This window comes from Streptomyces sp. NPDC002787, from assembly GCF_053592095.1.
The window spans coordinates 43,143-57,446 of sequence record NZ_JBSFVC010000030.1 but is presented as its reverse complement, the minus strand read 5'-3'; the positions used below and the strand labels follow the sequence as shown (position 1 = coordinate 57,446).

The following is a 14,304-nucleotide window of genomic DNA, read 5'->3' as shown; positions in this document are numbered from 1 at the left end:
CCCGTGAGAGTACCTGGTGACGCGGAGGGCCCCGGCGGCCGGGCGGCGGCCGTGCGCGTGCCCGTGGGTTGTTCAGTTCCAGTCCGAGTAGGAGCCGAAACCACCACTGTCGGCCAGTTCCTCGCTGACGCCCTCGATGTCCTCCGGCAGGAGGCTCCAGACGATGAAGTCGGTGCGGACCTCGGTCCAGCTGTCCTCGGCGGTGCGGGTCCGGGCTATGCAGGCGTTGCGCAGCACGCCCTCGCTGATACAGCCGATCTTCTGCGCGACCTGCTGGGAGGCGGTGTTGTCGGCGGCGGTGCGCAGTTCGATGCGCTCGAACTTCTGCTCGCGGAACAGCCATTGGGCGGTCGCGAGGGCGGCTTCGGAGGCGTAACCCTCGCCGCGCGCCCAGGGGGCGACGACGTATGACAGTTCCGTGGACCGTACGTGCCAGTTCGTCCTGGTCAGCTGGATGACGCCGACCAGGCGCTGGGTGAGGAACTCGGTGACGGCGAGGTCGATGCCGCGTCCCGAGGTGCGTTCGGTGGGCGCGTACTCCGTGATCCAGGTACGCGCCCCGCGTTCGGTGAAGGGCTGCGGGACGTCCGTCCAGGCCATCACCTGCTCGTCGTTCATCATCTCGGTGAGCGCCTGGATGTCGTCCTCGTCGAACGGGCGCAGAACCAACCGCTCCGTGCTGATGGAGATGTCGGGGAAGGTGTTCGTCATGCGCCGCTCCGTAACCTTCGAAAGCTGTGAGGGCCTGCTGAACTGCCCAGCATGCAGCATGAAAGCACTGAATCGCACCACGGGGCCCACCCGCGGTGAGCGAGTGGACCCCGTGCGTGGCGATACGCCGTATACGTGCCGTCGGCCGCGAAGGCCGGTCGGAAGGGCGGCCAGAAGGACGGTCAGAAGGACGGGAGGACGGAGCCGTTGCTCCACTTGTCCTCGATGAACTTCCTGACCTCGGCGGAGGTGAGCAGCTTGGCGAGCTTCTCGACGCGCGGGTCGTCCTCGTGCCCCTCCTTGACGGCGAGGAAGTTGCCGTTCGGGTTGTCCTTGGCGGGCTCGACGGCGAGAGCGTCGTCGGCGGGTGAGAGGTCGGACTCCAGGGCGTAGTTGCCGTTGATCACCGCGGCGTCGACGTCGTCCAGGGAGCGCGCGGTCTGGGCGGCCTCCAACTCCTTGAACTCGAGCTTCTTCGGGTTGTCGGTGATGTCCGCGGGGGTCGCCTCGGTGCCCACGCCGTCCTTGAGCGTGATGATCCCGTTCGCGTCGAGGAGCTTGAGGGCACGTGCCTCGTTGACGGTGTCGTTGGGGATGGCGACGGTGGCGCCGCTCTTGAGGGCGTCGGCGCTCTTGACCTTGTTCGAGTAGAGGCCGAGCGGCTCCAGGTGGACCGTGACGACGGGGACGATGTGGGTGCCCCGCTTCTTGTTGAAGTCGTCCAGGTACGGCTGGTTCTGGAAGTAGTTGGCGTCCACGGACCCGTCCTCGGTCGCCGTGTTCGGCGTGAGGTAGTCGGTGAACTCCTTGACCTCCAGGTCGAGGCCCGCGTCCTTCGCCAGGTTGTCCTTCACATAGGTGAGGATCTCGGCGTGCGGGGTCGGGCTGGCGGCGACGACCAGCGGGCCGCTCGTGTCGGAGGCGGAGTCCTGGCCCGCGTCGCAGGCGGTGAGCCCGAGGGTGAGGGCTCCTGCGGCCAGTGCGGCGGTGGTGAGCTTGGCGGTGTTACGCACGAAAAGTGCCTTTCCTTTTGGGTGGAGCGATCCCGTCTTGGGTGGGACGGGAGACCTTGGGGTGCCTCCGAGACGGGCTGGGCCTCGGGTACGGCTAGGCCTTGGTGACCTCGGGCACGGTGGGCCCGGCCTTCAGGAGTCGGAGCCTCGGTGCGGCTCCGGAGCGGCCGCCGCGCCGGTGCAGGGCGCGGGCGGCGTAGTCGCCGGCGAACTGGATGACGGAGATGACGACCGCGAGGACCGCCACGGTGATCCACATCAGTTCGGTCTCGAAGCGCTGGTAGCCGTACCGGATGGCGATGTCGCCGAGGCCGCCGGCGCCGACGGTGCCGGCCATGGCCGAGTAGCCGATGAGGGCGACGATCGTCGTGGTGGCGGAGGAGATCAGCGAGGGCAGGGACTCCGGGACGAGGACCTTGCGGACGACGGTCCAGGTGTTGCCGCCCATGGCCTGCACGGCCTCGACGAGCCCGTGGTCCACTTCGCGGACGGCCGTCTCGACGAGGCGTGCGAAGAACGGGATCGCGCCGATGGCGAGCGGCACGATCGCGGCCTCGCGGCCGATGGTCGAGCCGGTGACCCAGCGGGTGAACTCCATCAGCGCGACCATCAGGATGATGAAGGGCATCGAGCGGGCGATGTTCACGATCTGCCCGATGACCTTGTTGGCGAGGACGTTCTGCAGCAGGCCGCCCCGGTCCGTGAGGACGAGCAGGATGCCGAGCGGGAGGCCACCCGCGACGGCGATGAGGGTGGACCAGCCGACCATGTAGAGGGTGTCCCAACAGGCCTGCTCCAGCAGCGGGCGCGTCTCGGTCCAGGTCACTTGGCGCCTTCCTTCACCGGCGTGGACGTCTGGGCGTCCGGGTCGACCACGTCGATCCGCAGGCCCTGTTCGCGCAGGAAGCCGACGGGGACCACGTTCTCCTCGTAGCGGCCGGGCAGTTCGATGCGCATCCGGCCGATCTGGAGGCCGCCGACGGTGTCGATGGCGGCGCCGAGGATCGAGATGTCGATGTTGTACGTGCGGGACAGCTGCGAGATGACCGGCTGGGTGGCCGCCTCGCCCTGGAAGGTGACGTCGAGGACGGTGCGGTCGGCGCCGGAGGCCTCGCCGCCCACCGGGAAGAGGGCGGAGGCCAGTTCGGAGCCGGGGGTGGCGAGCAGTTCGCTGACCGTGCCGGACTCGACGACACGGCCCTTGTCCATGAGGGCGGCCGAGTCGCAGATCGTCTTGACGACGTCCATCTCGTGCGTGATGAGCAGGACGGTCAGGCCCAGCTGCCGGTTCAGGTCGCGCAGCAGTTGGAGGATCGAGCGGGTGGTCTCCGGGTCGAGGGCGCTGGTGGCCTCGTCGGAGAGGAGCACCTTCGGGTCGCCGGCCAGCGCGCGGGCGATGCCGACGCGCTGCTTCTGGCCTCCGGAGAGCTGGGCCGGATAGGCCTTCGCCTTGTCGGCCAGACCGACGAGGTCGAGCAGCTCCAGCGCCTTGCGGGAGCGCTCCTTGCCCGACGTGCCGAGGATCTCGAGCGGCAGCTCGACGTTGTCCTGGACCGTGCGGGAGGACAGCAGGTTGAAGTGCTGGAAGACCATGCCGATACGGCTGCGCGCGCGGCGGAGTTCCCGGCCGGCGCGGGGGCCTTGACCGGCCAGGGCGGTCAGGTCCTGGCCCGCCACGGTCACGGTTCCGGAGGTGGGGCGTTCGAGGAGGTTGACGCAGCGGATGAGCGAGGACTTGCCGGCGCCGGACTGGCCGATCACGCCGTACACCTCACCCTCGCGTACGTGCAGATCGACGCCGTCGAGTGCGATGGTCTCGCGGCCACGACCGCGGTAGACCTTGGTCAGGCCCGATGTGGTGATCACTGGGTTTCCGTCACTGTCGAGTGCGCGGGCGTGGGTGTGCCCGGGCAGAGGTGCAAGCGGTCAGGGACGCGACACGGTTCTCGCGGTGGCGAGGGAACCGGGGGAGAACATGTGCGCGGGGAAGCTCGGTCCGCTACGCGGAACGGCGTACGGGGCCCTCTAGAAGGCGCACATTCGACACATACAACGAGCACCGGGCGTCATGGTCGCCTCGGTCGCAAGGGTGCGGTAGCTCGTCGTGGTCATGAGATCAGTAAAGCAGATGTATGGCGCAGGCGAGCGAGGGCTGTCCGTATAGCGGACGGTCGGGCGGGCATTTCCGCAGGTGCGGACCGATGCTGTCCGCCATGTGGCCACCCACCACTGTGGCCGAGGCCACGATGGGCCGCCCGCGGGTTTCCGGGCCCGGGGCCGGGCGCGGCGGGGCTTTTGAGCCGTAATAGGGTCGCGGCATGCTTGTTGCCCTGACGGTGACGACCGCCGTCGCCGCGCTCCTGCTCGCCGCCTGGTGCGGCTGGGCCGCCTACCGCGATCAGCCGACCAAGGACTGGCACTTCATCGGCATGGCTGTGGTGTCGGTGCTGGCTCTCGTCCAACTGGTCGTCGGGATCGCGCAGTTGGCGCGCGGGCAGCAGCCGGAGCAGGGGACCACGATCTTCGTCTCCTACCTCCTCGGGGCGTTCGCCTGTGTCCCGGTGACCGGGTTCATGTCGCTGGCGGAGCGCACGCGCTGGGGCAGCGTGACCGTCGCGGCGGGTGGTGTGGTGCTCGCCGTCCTGCAGGTGCGGCTCTATGACATCTGGGGAGGCTGACGTGTCCGCCACGGATCGCGCACAGCGGGAGACCAAGCGGGCGCGGCTCATCAGCGGCCCGGGGATGCTGCTGGTGTGGCTGTACGGCGTGATGGTCGTCGGGGCGGTGTCGCGTTCCGTCGTGCAGATCTCGACCGAGTTCGAGCACGCGCCGCTCGCCTATTCGCTGTCGGCGGTGGCGGGTGTCGTGTACGGCTTCATCACGTACTCGCTGGTGCGGGGCGGGGAGTTCGCCCGGAAGGCGGCGCGGATCTGTTGTGCGGTGGAACTGGCGGGCGTGCTGATCGTGGGTACGTGGACGCTGGTGGAGCCGTCGGCGTTCCCGGACAAGACGGTGTGGTCGGACTACGGGATCGGGTACCTGTTCATTCCCGTGATTCTTCCGGTCACCGCGATGTACTGGCTGCGGAAGAGTGCGCGACGGGGGGAGGCCGCCTGAGGACCGTCAGGCGGCTGCGGGCTCGTCGTGGCTGGTCGCGCAGTCCCCGCGCCCCCTTTCAGGGGCGCCCCTGTCAAGCCGTCGTCGCGTACGCCCCCGCCGGCTTCTCCAGCACCACCATCGGCACACCGTCCTGACCCTGACTGGTGCCGACCGTCTCGTACCCCACCCGGCGGTACAGCCGCAGGTTGCCCTCGCTGCGGTGGCCCGCGCTGAGGCGGAACTTGGTGGCGCCGCGCTCCTCGGCGAGGGCCGACTCGGCGGCGCGGAGCAGCCTCGCGCCGATGCCGTGGCCCTGGAGGCGCGGGTGGACGCAGAGCTTGCCGATGGAGGCGGTGCCGTCGTCGTCGAGGGCGCCGCGCACGGAGCCGACCACTTCGTCGCCCAGCCGGGCCACGAACACACAGTCCGAGGCGACCTCTTCGCGGACGGAGTCGAGGCTCTGGACGAGCGGATCGATGCGGTAGTTGCCGTACAGTGCCGCCTCGCTCTGGAAGCACAGGTACTGCAGCCTGAAGATCTGCTCGGCGTCCTGCTCGGTCGCCACCGAGATGGTCACGCTCATGCCCATGTGTGCACGCCTCCCGCTCACCTGCTCACCCGATGTCCTTCACTCCTATCCCCGCGGTTCGCGCGCCGCAACCTCCGCGGTCAGCAATCGCCGAAGACATCCCAGACATCTGGAACGTTCCGGGCCGAGACTGCCCTGTGAGATACCCAACTCGCCCGCGATCTCGCGATATGTGAGGTCCTGCGGGGACAGCAGAGCCGCGAGCAGACGGGGGCAGCGGCCGGGGAGCCGGCGGACGGCCGCGTAGAGCGCGCGGCGGCGGGCGGCCGTGAGGGCCTGCTGTTCGGGACCCGGCGCGTGGTCGTCGACGGGCTCGTCGACGTACGGGCGTTCGGTCCGGGCCGCGCGTCGGCTGAGGCGGGCCTCGAAGCGGACGGCGCTGCGCAGCCAGCTCTCGGGATCTGCGGGCGGGCCGTCGGCGTCGAGCCGTTCCAGCAGGCGCAGCCAGACCGCCTGTTCCAGGTCCCCCGTGTCGGTACCGGCCGCGTACGCCTCGGCCGACACCTCCGCGACCAGCAGGGGGCGGAGGGTGGCGAGCATGTCGTGGGTCATATGCCCCGGGACGCCGCCGCCCCGGCAAGGGGTTGCCGGGGCGGACGGGAGTCACCCCAAACGGGGCGACGGGGCTCGGCCGTTGACGCGCGGGGCCGTGGTCGCGGTGCTCACGGTCCCCCCGACGGTCGGGCCGTCTCAGTCGTTGACGAAGTCCGCGTGGGCCAGCAGGCCCGTGTCCGGGTTGTCGGTGAAGATGCCGTCGATGCCGGTGTCGAAGTACACCTTGAACGCGGCGAAGGCGTCGCCGTAGGCGTTGGGGTCCGTGCCCTTGCGGAAGTCGGCGGGCAGGAAGGTGTTCTCGTTGCGCATCGTGTAGGGGTGCAGGATCAGGCCCTTGGCGTGCGCGTCGGCGACGAGGGTGGTCGGCGTGGTGAGCCTGCCGCCGGAGTCGCGCGGGATGATCAGGTCGAGCGTGGGGCCGATGCCGTTGGCGTACGTGGCCATCCAGGCGAGCCCGGCCGGCTTGACCAGGTCGGCGACGGTGCGCGGGTCGCCGGCCTCGACGAAGTCCCAGGGGCGGGTGGCGGCGCCCGACAGCAGGACGACGAGGGGGCTGTCGACCAGGCGGTTCAGGCGCTGGATGCTGCTCGGCTCGAAGGACTGCAGGAAGACGGGCGAGTTCTTCCTGTGGCGGTTGTACTTGCGCAGCAGCTTGGCGAGCGGCTCCTCGAGGCCCAGGCCGAGCTTGCGGAAGTAGGTGGGGTGCTTGGTCTCGACGTGCAGCCAGATGCGCCGGCCCCGCTTCTTGCCCTCCCTGTCGGCCCAGCGCAGCACCTCCTCGAAGGAGGGCACCTCCCAGCGGCCGTCGTAGAGCGTGTTCTCCTGGCGGTTGCCCGGGATGCGCTCCTTGGCGCGCAGGGTCTTCAGCTCGGCGAGGGTGAAGTCCTCGGTGAACCAGCCGGTGTAGGAGACGCCGTCGACGACCTTCGTGGTCTTCCGGGACGCGAACTCGGGATGGGCCGCGACGTCGGTCGTGCCGGTGATGTCGTTCTCGTGACGGCATACGAGATGGCCGTCCTTGGTGGGCACGAGGTCCTGCTCGATGACGTGCGCGCCCATGTCGAGGGCGAGCTGGTACGAGCCGAGCGTGTGCTCCGGGCGGTAGCCGCTGGCGCCGCGGTGCGCGATGACCGTCGGAACGGGCAGGCTCCGGAAGCCGTCACCCGAATTGCCGTACGTCTTCGCCTCGTCGGCTCTCGCCGCGCCCGGCAGTCCGAGGACCGCTCCGCCCGCGCCGAGCACCGCGGCACCGAGCAGCGCCCGTCGGCCCGTTGCGCGTCCCTGCTCCTGCGAGTCCTGCGACTGCCGCGACTCCTGCGTCCCCATGACCGGCTCCTCCACCGTGATGCCCCGCACCTGTCAAAGCGGGACGATCGTAGGTGTCCCGAGGTGACCGCCGGGAGACCTGGGACCGAACACGCGGAAGACGCCTTATGTCGCACCGGAGGCAGAAGTTGATGGAGTATCTGTTCGGCGACGCGATGTCCGTCACATGTCGCAGCGGGTGACAACCCGCCATCAGCGCGTCACCGCAGGTAAAGGTGTGTCAACAGTAGGTATCCACTCGGTGAACCCGATGTGCGCCGCCCTGTGGGCCGGGAGTATCGTCCTCACCTGCACAGACTTGTACCGGAACGCTTGACATGGGAGGGCCAGTTGTCCCGCTTCGTGCTCATCAAGGCAGTGCTCGGACCGATCATGCGCCTGATGTTCCGCCCCCGGGTGGAAGGCGCGGAGCACATCCCGGGGGACGGTCCGGTGATCCTCGCCGGCAACCATCTGACCTTCATCGACTCGATGATCCTGCCGCTGGTCTGCGACCGTCAGGTCTTCTTCATCGGCAAGGACGAGTACGTCACCGGAAAGGGCGTCAAGGGCCGTCTGATGGCCTGGTTCTTCACCGGGGTCGGCATGATCCCCGTCGACCGCGACGGCGGCCGGGGCGGTGTCGCCGCGCTGATGACCGGACGGCGGGTGCTGGACGAGGGCAAGGTGTTCGGTATCTACCCCGAGGGGACGCGTTCGCCCGACGGGCGGCTGTACCGGGGGCGTACGGGGATCGCCCGGCTGACGTTGATGACCGGGGCGCCGGTCGTTCCCTTCGCGATGATCGGGACGGACAAGATCCAGCCGGGGGGTGCGGGGCTGCCCCGGCCGCACCGGGTGACGGTGCGTTTCGGTGAGGCGATGGAGTTCTCCCGGTACGAGGGGATGGACCGGGACCGGTATGTGCTGCGGGCGGTGACCGATTCCGTGATGGCCGAGGTCATGCGGTTGTCGGGGCAGGAGTACGTGGACATGTATGCGTCCAAGGCCAAGGAAGCGGCGTAGCTCCGCGGGGCCGCTCCGCTTGGGGGTGCCGGGGACTTCGGTTGCTTGTCGGGTGCGGGTCGGTGGGGGCTTGTCGCGCCCACGCGGCGGAGCCGCAGATCGATACAGCCCCGCGCCCCTCAAGGGCGGCTGTCGAGCCGTTGGCCGCGGAGCATGAACCATGCCGCTGCCGCCGTTGCCAGCAGGACCGCCGCTCCCGCACCGGCGGCGATCGTCAGACCGTCGACGAAGGAATCGCGGGCCGACGCGAGCAGGGCCTGACCCGCGTCCGGCGGCATGGTCGCCGCCGCCTCCACCGCGCCGCCCAGGGACTCGTGGGCGCCGGACGGTGTGCCCGCGGGGGCTGTGAAGTCGCGGTACACACCCGTCACGATCGAGCCCAGGACCGCGATGCCGAGGGCGGCGCCCAGTTCGTAGGCCGTTTCGGAGACCGCTGAGGCCGCGCCGGCCTGTTCCTTGGGAACGCTGGAGAGGATGACGTCGGCGGTGACGGTGAAGGAGAAGCCCGCGCCGATGCCGACGATCAGCAGGGCGGCGCCGATCAGGGGGTAGCCGGTGGACTGGTCGACCAGGGTGAGCAGGCCCAGGGCCACGCCGATGGCCGCGAGGCCGCCCGCCACCACGGAGCGGACGGAGAGGCGGCGGGCGGCGGCTCCGGCGATCAGGCCGGCGACCACCGCGCCCACGGCTGCCGGGAGTTCGGCGAGGCCCGCCTCCAACGGGCGCCTGCCCTGCACGAGTTGCAGGAACTGCGACAGGAAGAAGACCAGGCCGGACAGGCCGAGGATGGTCAGCAGGTCGGCGAGGACCGCTCCGGAGAAGCCCCGGTTGCGGAACAGCCGCATGTCCAGCAGCGGGTGCGGCAGGGTGAGCTGACGGCGTACGAAGACGAACAGTGCGGCGGTACCCAGGAGGCCGGCGGCGAGTGCGTTGCCGTCGAGGCCGTGGGCCGCGGTCTCCTTCACCGCGTAGACGACACCGATCATGCCTACGAGCGACAGGCCGACGCTGGGCAGGTCCCAGGGGCCCGGGTTCGGGTGGCGTGATTCGGGCAGCAGCTTGATCCCGACGAGGACCAGGACGGCCATCACGGGCAGGTTGATCAGGAAGACCGAGCCCCACCAGAAGTGTTCGAGCAGGAAGCCGCCGACGACCGGGCCGACCGCCGTGCCCGCGGAGGCGGTGGCGCCCCAGATGCCGATGGCGAGGCTGCGTTCGCGCGGGTCGTGGAAGAGGTTGCGGATCAGGGCGAGGGTGGCGGGCATCAGGGTCGCGCCGGCGACACCGAGCAGCGCCCGGGCGACGATCATCGTCTCGGGTGTCGTCGCGTACGCGTTGAGCACGGATATCGCGCCGAACGCCGTGGCGCCCATCAGCAGCAGCCTCTTGCGGCCGACGCGGTCGCCGAGGCTGCCGGCGGAGACGAGCAGACCCGCGATGACGAACGAGTAGACGTCGCCGATCCAGAGGAGCTGGGTGCCCGAGGGCTTCAGGTCCTCGCTGATGTAGGGGGTCGCCAGGCCGAGGACGGTCGCGTCGACGGCCACCAGCAGCACGGCGAGCACCAGGACGGAGAGCGCGAGCCAGCGGCCCGGCCTCTTCTCCGTCTCCGCCGCGCGGGCCGGCCGCAGGGTGCTGGTCATGATTCCTCTCTCGGTCGTTCGGGATGGTCTGGCGTGTGTCCGGGATGGTCTGGCGTGGGTCCGGGATGACGTGGCGCGTGTTCGGGATGACGCAGCGCGCCGCCGAGCAGCAGCTCGACGATCATGAAGGTGAAGTCCTTGGAGGCCACGCGGCCTTCCGAGACCGCCCAGGCGCCGGAGGCCAGCAGGCCGTACAGCGCCTCGGTGAGCCAGGCCGGGGTGAGGTCGATACGGAACTCGCCGGCCGCCTGGCCCCGCCTGAAGAGCGTCGCGACGCGGTCGTCGATCCGGGTCCAGCCCTCGTTCTGCCCCTCCCCCTCGAACAGCTGGTTCTCGGTGTAGAGGAAGGCGAGGAGGCCCGCGGCCGGTTCGATCTCGCGCACGAGCCGTCGTACGGCCTCGCGCGCCGGGCCGTCGGCCAGACGGGCAGCGTCCAGCGCCGCCTCGCACTCCGCGATGCCGAGCGCCTCCAGCGCCCGTACGAGCGCGTCGCGCCCGGCGAAGTGGCGGTGCAGCGTGGCACGGCTGATCCCGGCGGCCTTGGCGACCTCGTCCATGGTCGCGGTGGATTTACGGGTCAGCAGGGCGGCTGCGCTGCGCAGCACATGCTCACGATCGACAGCCATGAGACAACCATAGCGCACGTGAGACATTGCTGTCTCATAGAGAGCATAGGCGTCTCATGGCTGGTCACTCACCGGCGCCTTTCAGTGCCAGGGCAGGCTGCCGCGCTTCTCCCAGTACGTCCGCGGGTCCTCGACGAGGTCCGCGAGGCGGGTCAGCTGGTCGTCGTCGAGGTCGACGACCGCCGCGTGCAGGTTGGAGGCGAGTTGGTTGACGGTGGCGGCGCCGGAGAGGACGACGCCGGCCCACGGCTGCCGCAGGACGAGGGCGAGAGCGACCGCGTCGCAGCCGAGGCCCGTCTCCTCGGCGACGGCCCTGAGCGGGTCGGGGGCGTGCGGAGCCGCGAGGCGGCCGTTGGCCATGCCCTCCTTGACGATCACCGTCAGTCCGGCGTCGTGCGCCTCGGCGAGTGCGGCGGCGGCGGAGGTCTCCAGGGCGTTGTACGTCGACTGGACGGTACGGAAGAGGGGCTCACCGTCGACGGTCACGGCGAGCGCGGCGCGGATGGCGTCCGCCTGCGCCGGGCCGCTGGTGGAGAAGCCGACGGTGACGCCCTGGGCGACGGCCTCCGCCAGCCTGGCGTGGAGTTCCTTGTCGGTGAGGGCTGGGCTGTCCGGGGTCACCGAGTGGATCTGGTAGAGGTCGAGGCGGTCGCCGAGCAGGTCGGCGCTCTCGGCGCGCTGCCGTTCGTACGTCTGGACGCTGTGGTCCTTGACCTCGTGCTTCTCGGCGTCGGTGGTCCAGTCGGCGGTGTAGGTGTAGCCCCACTTGCTGCCGATGACGATGTCGTCGATGTCGGGGCGGGTGGCCAGCCAGGCGGCCAGGAACTCCTCCGAAAGGCCGTAGGAGCGGGCCGCGTCGAAGTAGCGGACACCCTGGGCGTAGGCGGCGTCGAGGAGTTCGTGGGTGCGGGCGCGGAGGGTTTCGACGCTGCGGTCCTCGCCGAGGTCGTCGTCGCGGCCGAGGTTGATGTAGCCGGGGCGGGCGACCGCGGCCAGACCGAAGCCGATGTGGCAGGTGGGGGTGGTCGCTGCGGCCAGTCGGGCGAAGGGCATCGCGGGCTCCGTTCGGGTCGGCTCCTTGCGGTTCCTGAGCCAACGTAACCCGTGATGACCTTCGTGGTGCGGTGTGGGGCGGGGGGTGGGGGCTTCGGGGAGTTTTTCGCCCCCGCCGCCCCTACCCGTCCCGTCCCGTCCCGTCCCGTCCCGTCCCGCCCTTCAGGGGCTGCGCCCCTATGACCCCCGTGTGCGGGTTCGGTGGGGGCTGGTCGCGCAGTTGCCCGCGCCCCTTTCGGGGCGCGTGTGTGGTCAGCTCCTCTTGGCTGTCGCCCACGTGTGCTGGGCCGCCACATCGCGCTTGATGTCCGCCAGTTGGACCGCCACCGCGCTCGGGGCCGTGCCCCCTCGGCCGTTGCGGGACGCCAGCGCGCCGGGGACGTTGAGGACGGAGCGGACCTCGGGGGTGAGGTGGGTCGAGATCTTGGCGAACTGGTCGTCCGTGAGGTCGTTCAGTTCCTTGTTCTCGGCCTCGGCGGCCTTGACGCACTCGCCGGCGACCTCGTGGGCGACGCGGAAGGGGACGCCCTGCTTGACGAGCCACTCGGCGACGTCGGTGGCGAGGGAGAAGCCGGCCGGCGCCAGTTCCTCCATGCGCTCGCGGTGGACGGTGAGGGTGGCCATCATGCCGGTGAAGGCGGGGAGGAGGACCTCCAGCTGGTCGATGGAGTCGAAGACCGGCTCCTTGTCCTCCTGGAGGTCGCGGTTGTACGCGAGGGGCAGGGCCTTGAGGGTGGCCATGAGGCCCGTCAGGTTGCCGATCAGGCGGCCGGACTTGCCCCGGGCCAGCTCCGCGATGTCCGGGTTCTTCTTCTGCGGCATGATCGACGAGCCCGTCGAGAACGCGTCGTGGAGGGTCACGAAGGAGAACTCCTTCGTGTTCCAGATGATGACCTCCTCGGCGATCCGGGAGAGGTTCACGCCGATCATCGCGGCGATGAAGGCGAACTCGGCGACGAAGTCACGGGACGCCGTGCCGTCGATGGAGTTCGCGGAGCTGCCGTGCTCGAAGCCGAGGTCCTTCGCGACCGCCTCCGGGTCCAGGCCGAGGCTGCTGCCCGCGAGGGCGCCCGAGCCGTACGGGGAGACCGCTGTGCGCTCGTCCCACTGACGCAGGCGCTCCGCGTCCCGGGACAGGGACTGCACATGAGCGAGGACATGGTGGGCGAAGAGGACCGGCTGGGCGTGCTGGAGGTGGGTGCGGCCGGGCATCGCCACGTCCGGATGGGCCTCCGCGAGACCGATCAGCGCGTCCTGGAGCTCGGCGATGAGACCGCCGATCGTGCGGGCGTGGTCGCGCAGGTACATCCGGAAGAGGGTCGCGACCTGGTCGTTGCGGGACCGGCCGGCGCGCAGCTTGCCGCCCAGGTCGGGGCCGAGGCGCTCGAGCAGGCCGCGCTCCAGGGCGGTGTGCACGTCCTCGTCGGCGATGGTGCCGACGAAGGAGCCGTCCGCGACGTCCGCCTCCAGCTGGTCCAGGCCGGCCAGCATGTCCGTCAGCTCGTCGTCCGTGAGCAGGCCCGCCTTGTGGAGGACGCGCGCGTGGGCACGGGAGCCCGCGATGTCGTACGGGGCCAGCCGCCAGTCGAAGTGGACGGACGCGGACAGCTTCGCCAGGGCCTCGGCGGGACCGTCGGCGAAACGGCCGCCCCAGAGCCGTACGTCACCGCTGTTGCTGCTCACTCGCGTTGCTCCTAGATCTCCGCTTACTGCGTTCACTGCCATGCATGAGTATGCAGAACTCTGCATGAATCGTCAATCTGGGAGAAGTTCGAGAGACGCCGAGAAACGTTTGAACAAACGAAACCGCTTTCACGTAACTCACACCGGACGCAGGCGCCGCGTTCGTAAACACCGACCACACCCGACCCGAGTGAGGCATCCGCATGTCCAGGGCTCTTCCGAAGTACAACAAGCGTCGCGTAGGGATCATCGGCGGCGCCGCCGCGGTCGTGCTCTCCGGAGCGGTCATCGCGGGTTCCGCCCTCGCCGGCGAGGGTGCCAACAACGAGGACGCCGCGGGGAACGCCTCCCCCGGCACCATCACCTGCCCGGCCGTCGAGGGCAGCCTCCCGGCGATCCCGGCCTCCGCGCAGGCCGAGGTGGACAGCAACCTCGCCCAGCTGCAGACCCAGATCCAGGAAGCCAACCAGCGCCTGATCGACACCGTCGGCCAGGGCGGCCCGAACTTCGTCCAGAACGCCATCCTCGGCCCGCTGGAGGACAAGCGCGTCGCCGCACTCAACCGCATCGAGACCGCCATCGGCCGCGCCGCCGCCAAGCCCGAAGGCCTCGAAGCCCTCGCGCCCTGCCAGCTGAACCAGGGTGGTGCCGCGGGCGCCGGTGAGGAGGCCGAGGCCGGCCAGGATGCCGGAGCCGAGGCCGGTGCGGGCGCCGAGGCGGGCGCGGGTGCCGAGGCCGGTGCCGGCGAGGGTGCCGCCGACGCGGGCAACGCCGGTGCCGCGGGCACCATCACCTGCCCCGAGGTCGAGGGCGAACTCCCGGCCATCCCCGCCTCCGCGCAGGCCGAGGTCGACCGCAACCTCGCCCAGCTCGACACGCAGATCCAGGAAGCCAACCAGCGCCTCATCGACACCGTCGGCCAGGGCGGCCCGAACTTCGTCCAGAACGCCATCCTCGGCCCGCTGGAGGACAAGCGCGTCGCCGCACTCAACCGCATCGAG

The 14,304-nt window shown here is 70.1% G+C and carries 15 protein-coding genes; 4 read left to right on the top strand and 11 right to left on the bottom strand.

Going from position 1 to position 14,304, the window contains the following annotated elements:
* Positions 1 to 72 precede the first annotated feature (72 nt).
* The 4 genes from ACWD26_RS34420 to ACWD26_RS34405 form a co-directional block, all read right to left on the bottom strand.
* Complete coding sequence (locus tag ACWD26_RS34420; protein ID WP_451275975.1) at positions 73 to 711, bottom strand: GNAT family N-acetyltransferase; 639 nt, start codon at positions 709 to 711, stop codon at positions 73 to 75.
* Positions 712 to 893: 182 nt separating this feature from the next.
* Positions 894 to 1,724: a MetQ/NlpA family ABC transporter substrate-binding protein gene (locus ACWD26_RS34415; RefSeq protein ID WP_451275973.1), complete on the bottom strand. Its 831-nt coding sequence runs from the start codon at positions 1,722 to 1,724 to the stop codon at positions 894 to 896.
* Between the two features lie 94 nt (positions 1,725 to 1,818).
* A complete protein-coding gene (locus ACWD26_RS34410; protein WP_451275971.1) occupies positions 1,819 to 2,550 on the bottom strand; it encodes a methionine ABC transporter permease in 732 nt (243 codons plus the stop codon).
* Positions 2,547 to 3,590: a methionine ABC transporter ATP-binding protein gene (locus tag ACWD26_RS34405; protein WP_451275969.1), complete on the bottom strand. Its 1,044-nt coding sequence runs from the start codon at positions 3,588 to 3,590 to the stop codon at positions 2,547 to 2,549. The genes ACWD26_RS34410 and ACWD26_RS34405 overlap by 4 nt, the downstream gene beginning before the upstream one ends.
* Positions 3,591 to 4,042: 452 nt before the next feature.
* Here ACWD26_RS34405 and ACWD26_RS34400 point away from each other — a divergent pair, with 452 nt between their 5' ends.
* Entirely contained in the window at positions 4,043 to 4,402 is a 360-nt protein-coding gene (locus ACWD26_RS34400; protein ID WP_451275967.1) for a hypothetical protein, read from the top strand.
* Positions 4,383 to 4,841, top strand: coding sequence for a hypothetical protein (locus tag ACWD26_RS34395; protein WP_451275965.1), 459 nt, complete (start codon positions 4,383 to 4,385; stop codon positions 4,839 to 4,841). The genes ACWD26_RS34400 and ACWD26_RS34395 overlap by 20 nt, the downstream gene beginning before the upstream one ends.
* Before the next feature lie 73 nt (positions 4,842 to 4,914).
* Here ACWD26_RS34395 and ACWD26_RS34390 read toward each other — a convergent pair whose 3' ends face one another.
* The 3 genes from ACWD26_RS34390 to ACWD26_RS34380 all read right to left on the bottom strand — a co-directional run bounded on the left by ACWD26_RS34390 (position 4,915) and on the right by ACWD26_RS34380 (position 7,293).
* Positions 4,915 to 5,412, bottom strand: coding sequence for a GNAT family N-acetyltransferase (locus ACWD26_RS34390; protein WP_451275963.1), 498 nt, complete (start codon positions 5,410 to 5,412; stop codon positions 4,915 to 4,917).
* Between the two features lie 45 nt (positions 5,413 to 5,457).
* The gene (locus ACWD26_RS34385; protein ID WP_451275961.1) at positions 5,458 to 5,964 is read right to left on the bottom strand and encodes an RNA polymerase sigma factor; all 507 of its coding nucleotides are present in this window, start codon (positions 5,962 to 5,964) and stop codon (positions 5,458 to 5,460) included.
* A 138-nt stretch (positions 5,965 to 6,102) separates the two neighbouring features.
* Entirely contained in the window at positions 6,103 to 7,293 is a 1,191-nt protein-coding gene (locus tag ACWD26_RS34380; RefSeq protein WP_451275959.1) for a glycerophosphodiester phosphodiesterase, read from the bottom strand.
* Positions 7,294 to 7,623: 330 nt separating this feature from the next.
* Here ACWD26_RS34380 and ACWD26_RS34375 point away from each other — a divergent pair, with 330 nt between their 5' ends.
* A complete protein-coding gene (locus ACWD26_RS34375; protein ID WP_451275957.1) occupies positions 7,624 to 8,298 on the top strand; it encodes a lysophospholipid acyltransferase family protein in 675 nt (224 codons plus the stop codon).
* 119 nt (positions 8,299 to 8,417) lie between these two features.
* Here the strand turns inward: ACWD26_RS34375 and ACWD26_RS34370 are convergent, their stop codons facing one another.
* From ACWD26_RS34370 to argH, 4 genes are all read right to left on the bottom strand, one after another.
* The gene (locus ACWD26_RS34370; RefSeq protein WP_451275955.1) at positions 8,418 to 9,941 is read right to left on the bottom strand and encodes an MFS transporter; all 1,524 of its coding nucleotides are present in this window, start codon (positions 9,939 to 9,941) and stop codon (positions 8,418 to 8,420) included.
* Entirely contained in the window at positions 9,938 to 10,567 is a 630-nt protein-coding gene (locus tag ACWD26_RS34365) for a TetR/AcrR family transcriptional regulator (RefSeq protein ID WP_451275954.1), read from the bottom strand. Before ACWD26_RS34365 ends, ACWD26_RS34370 begins: the two co-directional genes overlap by 4 nt.
* A gap of 81 nt (positions 10,568 to 10,648) precedes the next feature.
* Complete coding sequence (locus ACWD26_RS34360) at positions 10,649 to 11,620, bottom strand: aldo/keto reductase (protein WP_451275952.1); 972 nt, start codon at positions 11,618 to 11,620, stop codon at positions 10,649 to 10,651.
* Between the two features lie 252 nt (positions 11,621 to 11,872).
* Positions 11,873 to 13,303 (bottom strand): argininosuccinate lyase, encoded by a 1,431-nt coding sequence (gene argH, locus ACWD26_RS34355; RefSeq protein ID WP_451275950.1) that lies wholly within the window; start codon positions 13,301 to 13,303, stop codon positions 11,873 to 11,875.
* Positions 13,304 to 13,506: 203 nt separating this feature from the next.
* On the opposite strand from argH, the gene ACWD26_RS34350 reads away from it, so the two are divergent.
* Positions 13,507 to 14,304: hypothetical protein (locus ACWD26_RS34350; protein WP_451275948.1), on the top strand; the 798-nt coding region annotated here is incomplete at its 3' end.

What these genes read in the sequence shown, in the direction of transcription:
- ACWD26_RS34370 (WP_451275955.1), bottom strand. Translation starts at nt 9,941, where the DNA reads ATGACCAGCACCCTGCGGCCGGCCCGCGCGGCGGAGACGGAGAAGAGG.
- ACWD26_RS34380 (WP_451275959.1), bottom strand. Translation starts at nt 7,293, where the DNA reads ATGGGGACGCAGGAGTCGCGGCAGTCGCAGGACTCGCAGGAGCAGGGA.
- ACWD26_RS34400 (WP_451275967.1), top strand. Translation starts at nt 4,043, where the DNA reads ATGCTTGTTGCCCTGACGGTGACGACCGCCGTCGCCGCGCTCCTGCTC.
- ACWD26_RS34390 (WP_451275963.1), bottom strand. Translation starts at nt 5,412, where the DNA reads ATGGGCATGAGCGTGACCATCTCGGTGGCGACCGAGCAGGACGCCGAG.
- ACWD26_RS34360 (WP_451275952.1), bottom strand. Translation starts at nt 11,620, where the DNA reads ATGCCCTTCGCCCGACTGGCCGCAGCGACCACCCCCACCTGCCACATC.
- ACWD26_RS34420 (WP_451275975.1), bottom strand. Translation starts at nt 711, where the DNA reads ATGACGAACACCTTCCCCGACATCTCCATCAGCACGGAGCGGTTGGTT.
- ACWD26_RS34385 (WP_451275961.1), bottom strand. Translation starts at nt 5,964, where the DNA reads ATGACCCACGACATGCTCGCCACCCTCCGCCCCCTGCTGGTCGCGGAG.
- ACWD26_RS34395 (WP_451275965.1), top strand. Translation starts at nt 4,383, where the DNA reads ATGACATCTGGGGAGGCTGACGTGTCCGCCACGGATCGCGCACAGCGG.
- ACWD26_RS34365 (WP_451275954.1), bottom strand. Translation starts at nt 10,567, where the DNA reads ATGGCTGTCGATCGTGAGCATGTGCTGCGCAGCGCAGCCGCCCTGCTG.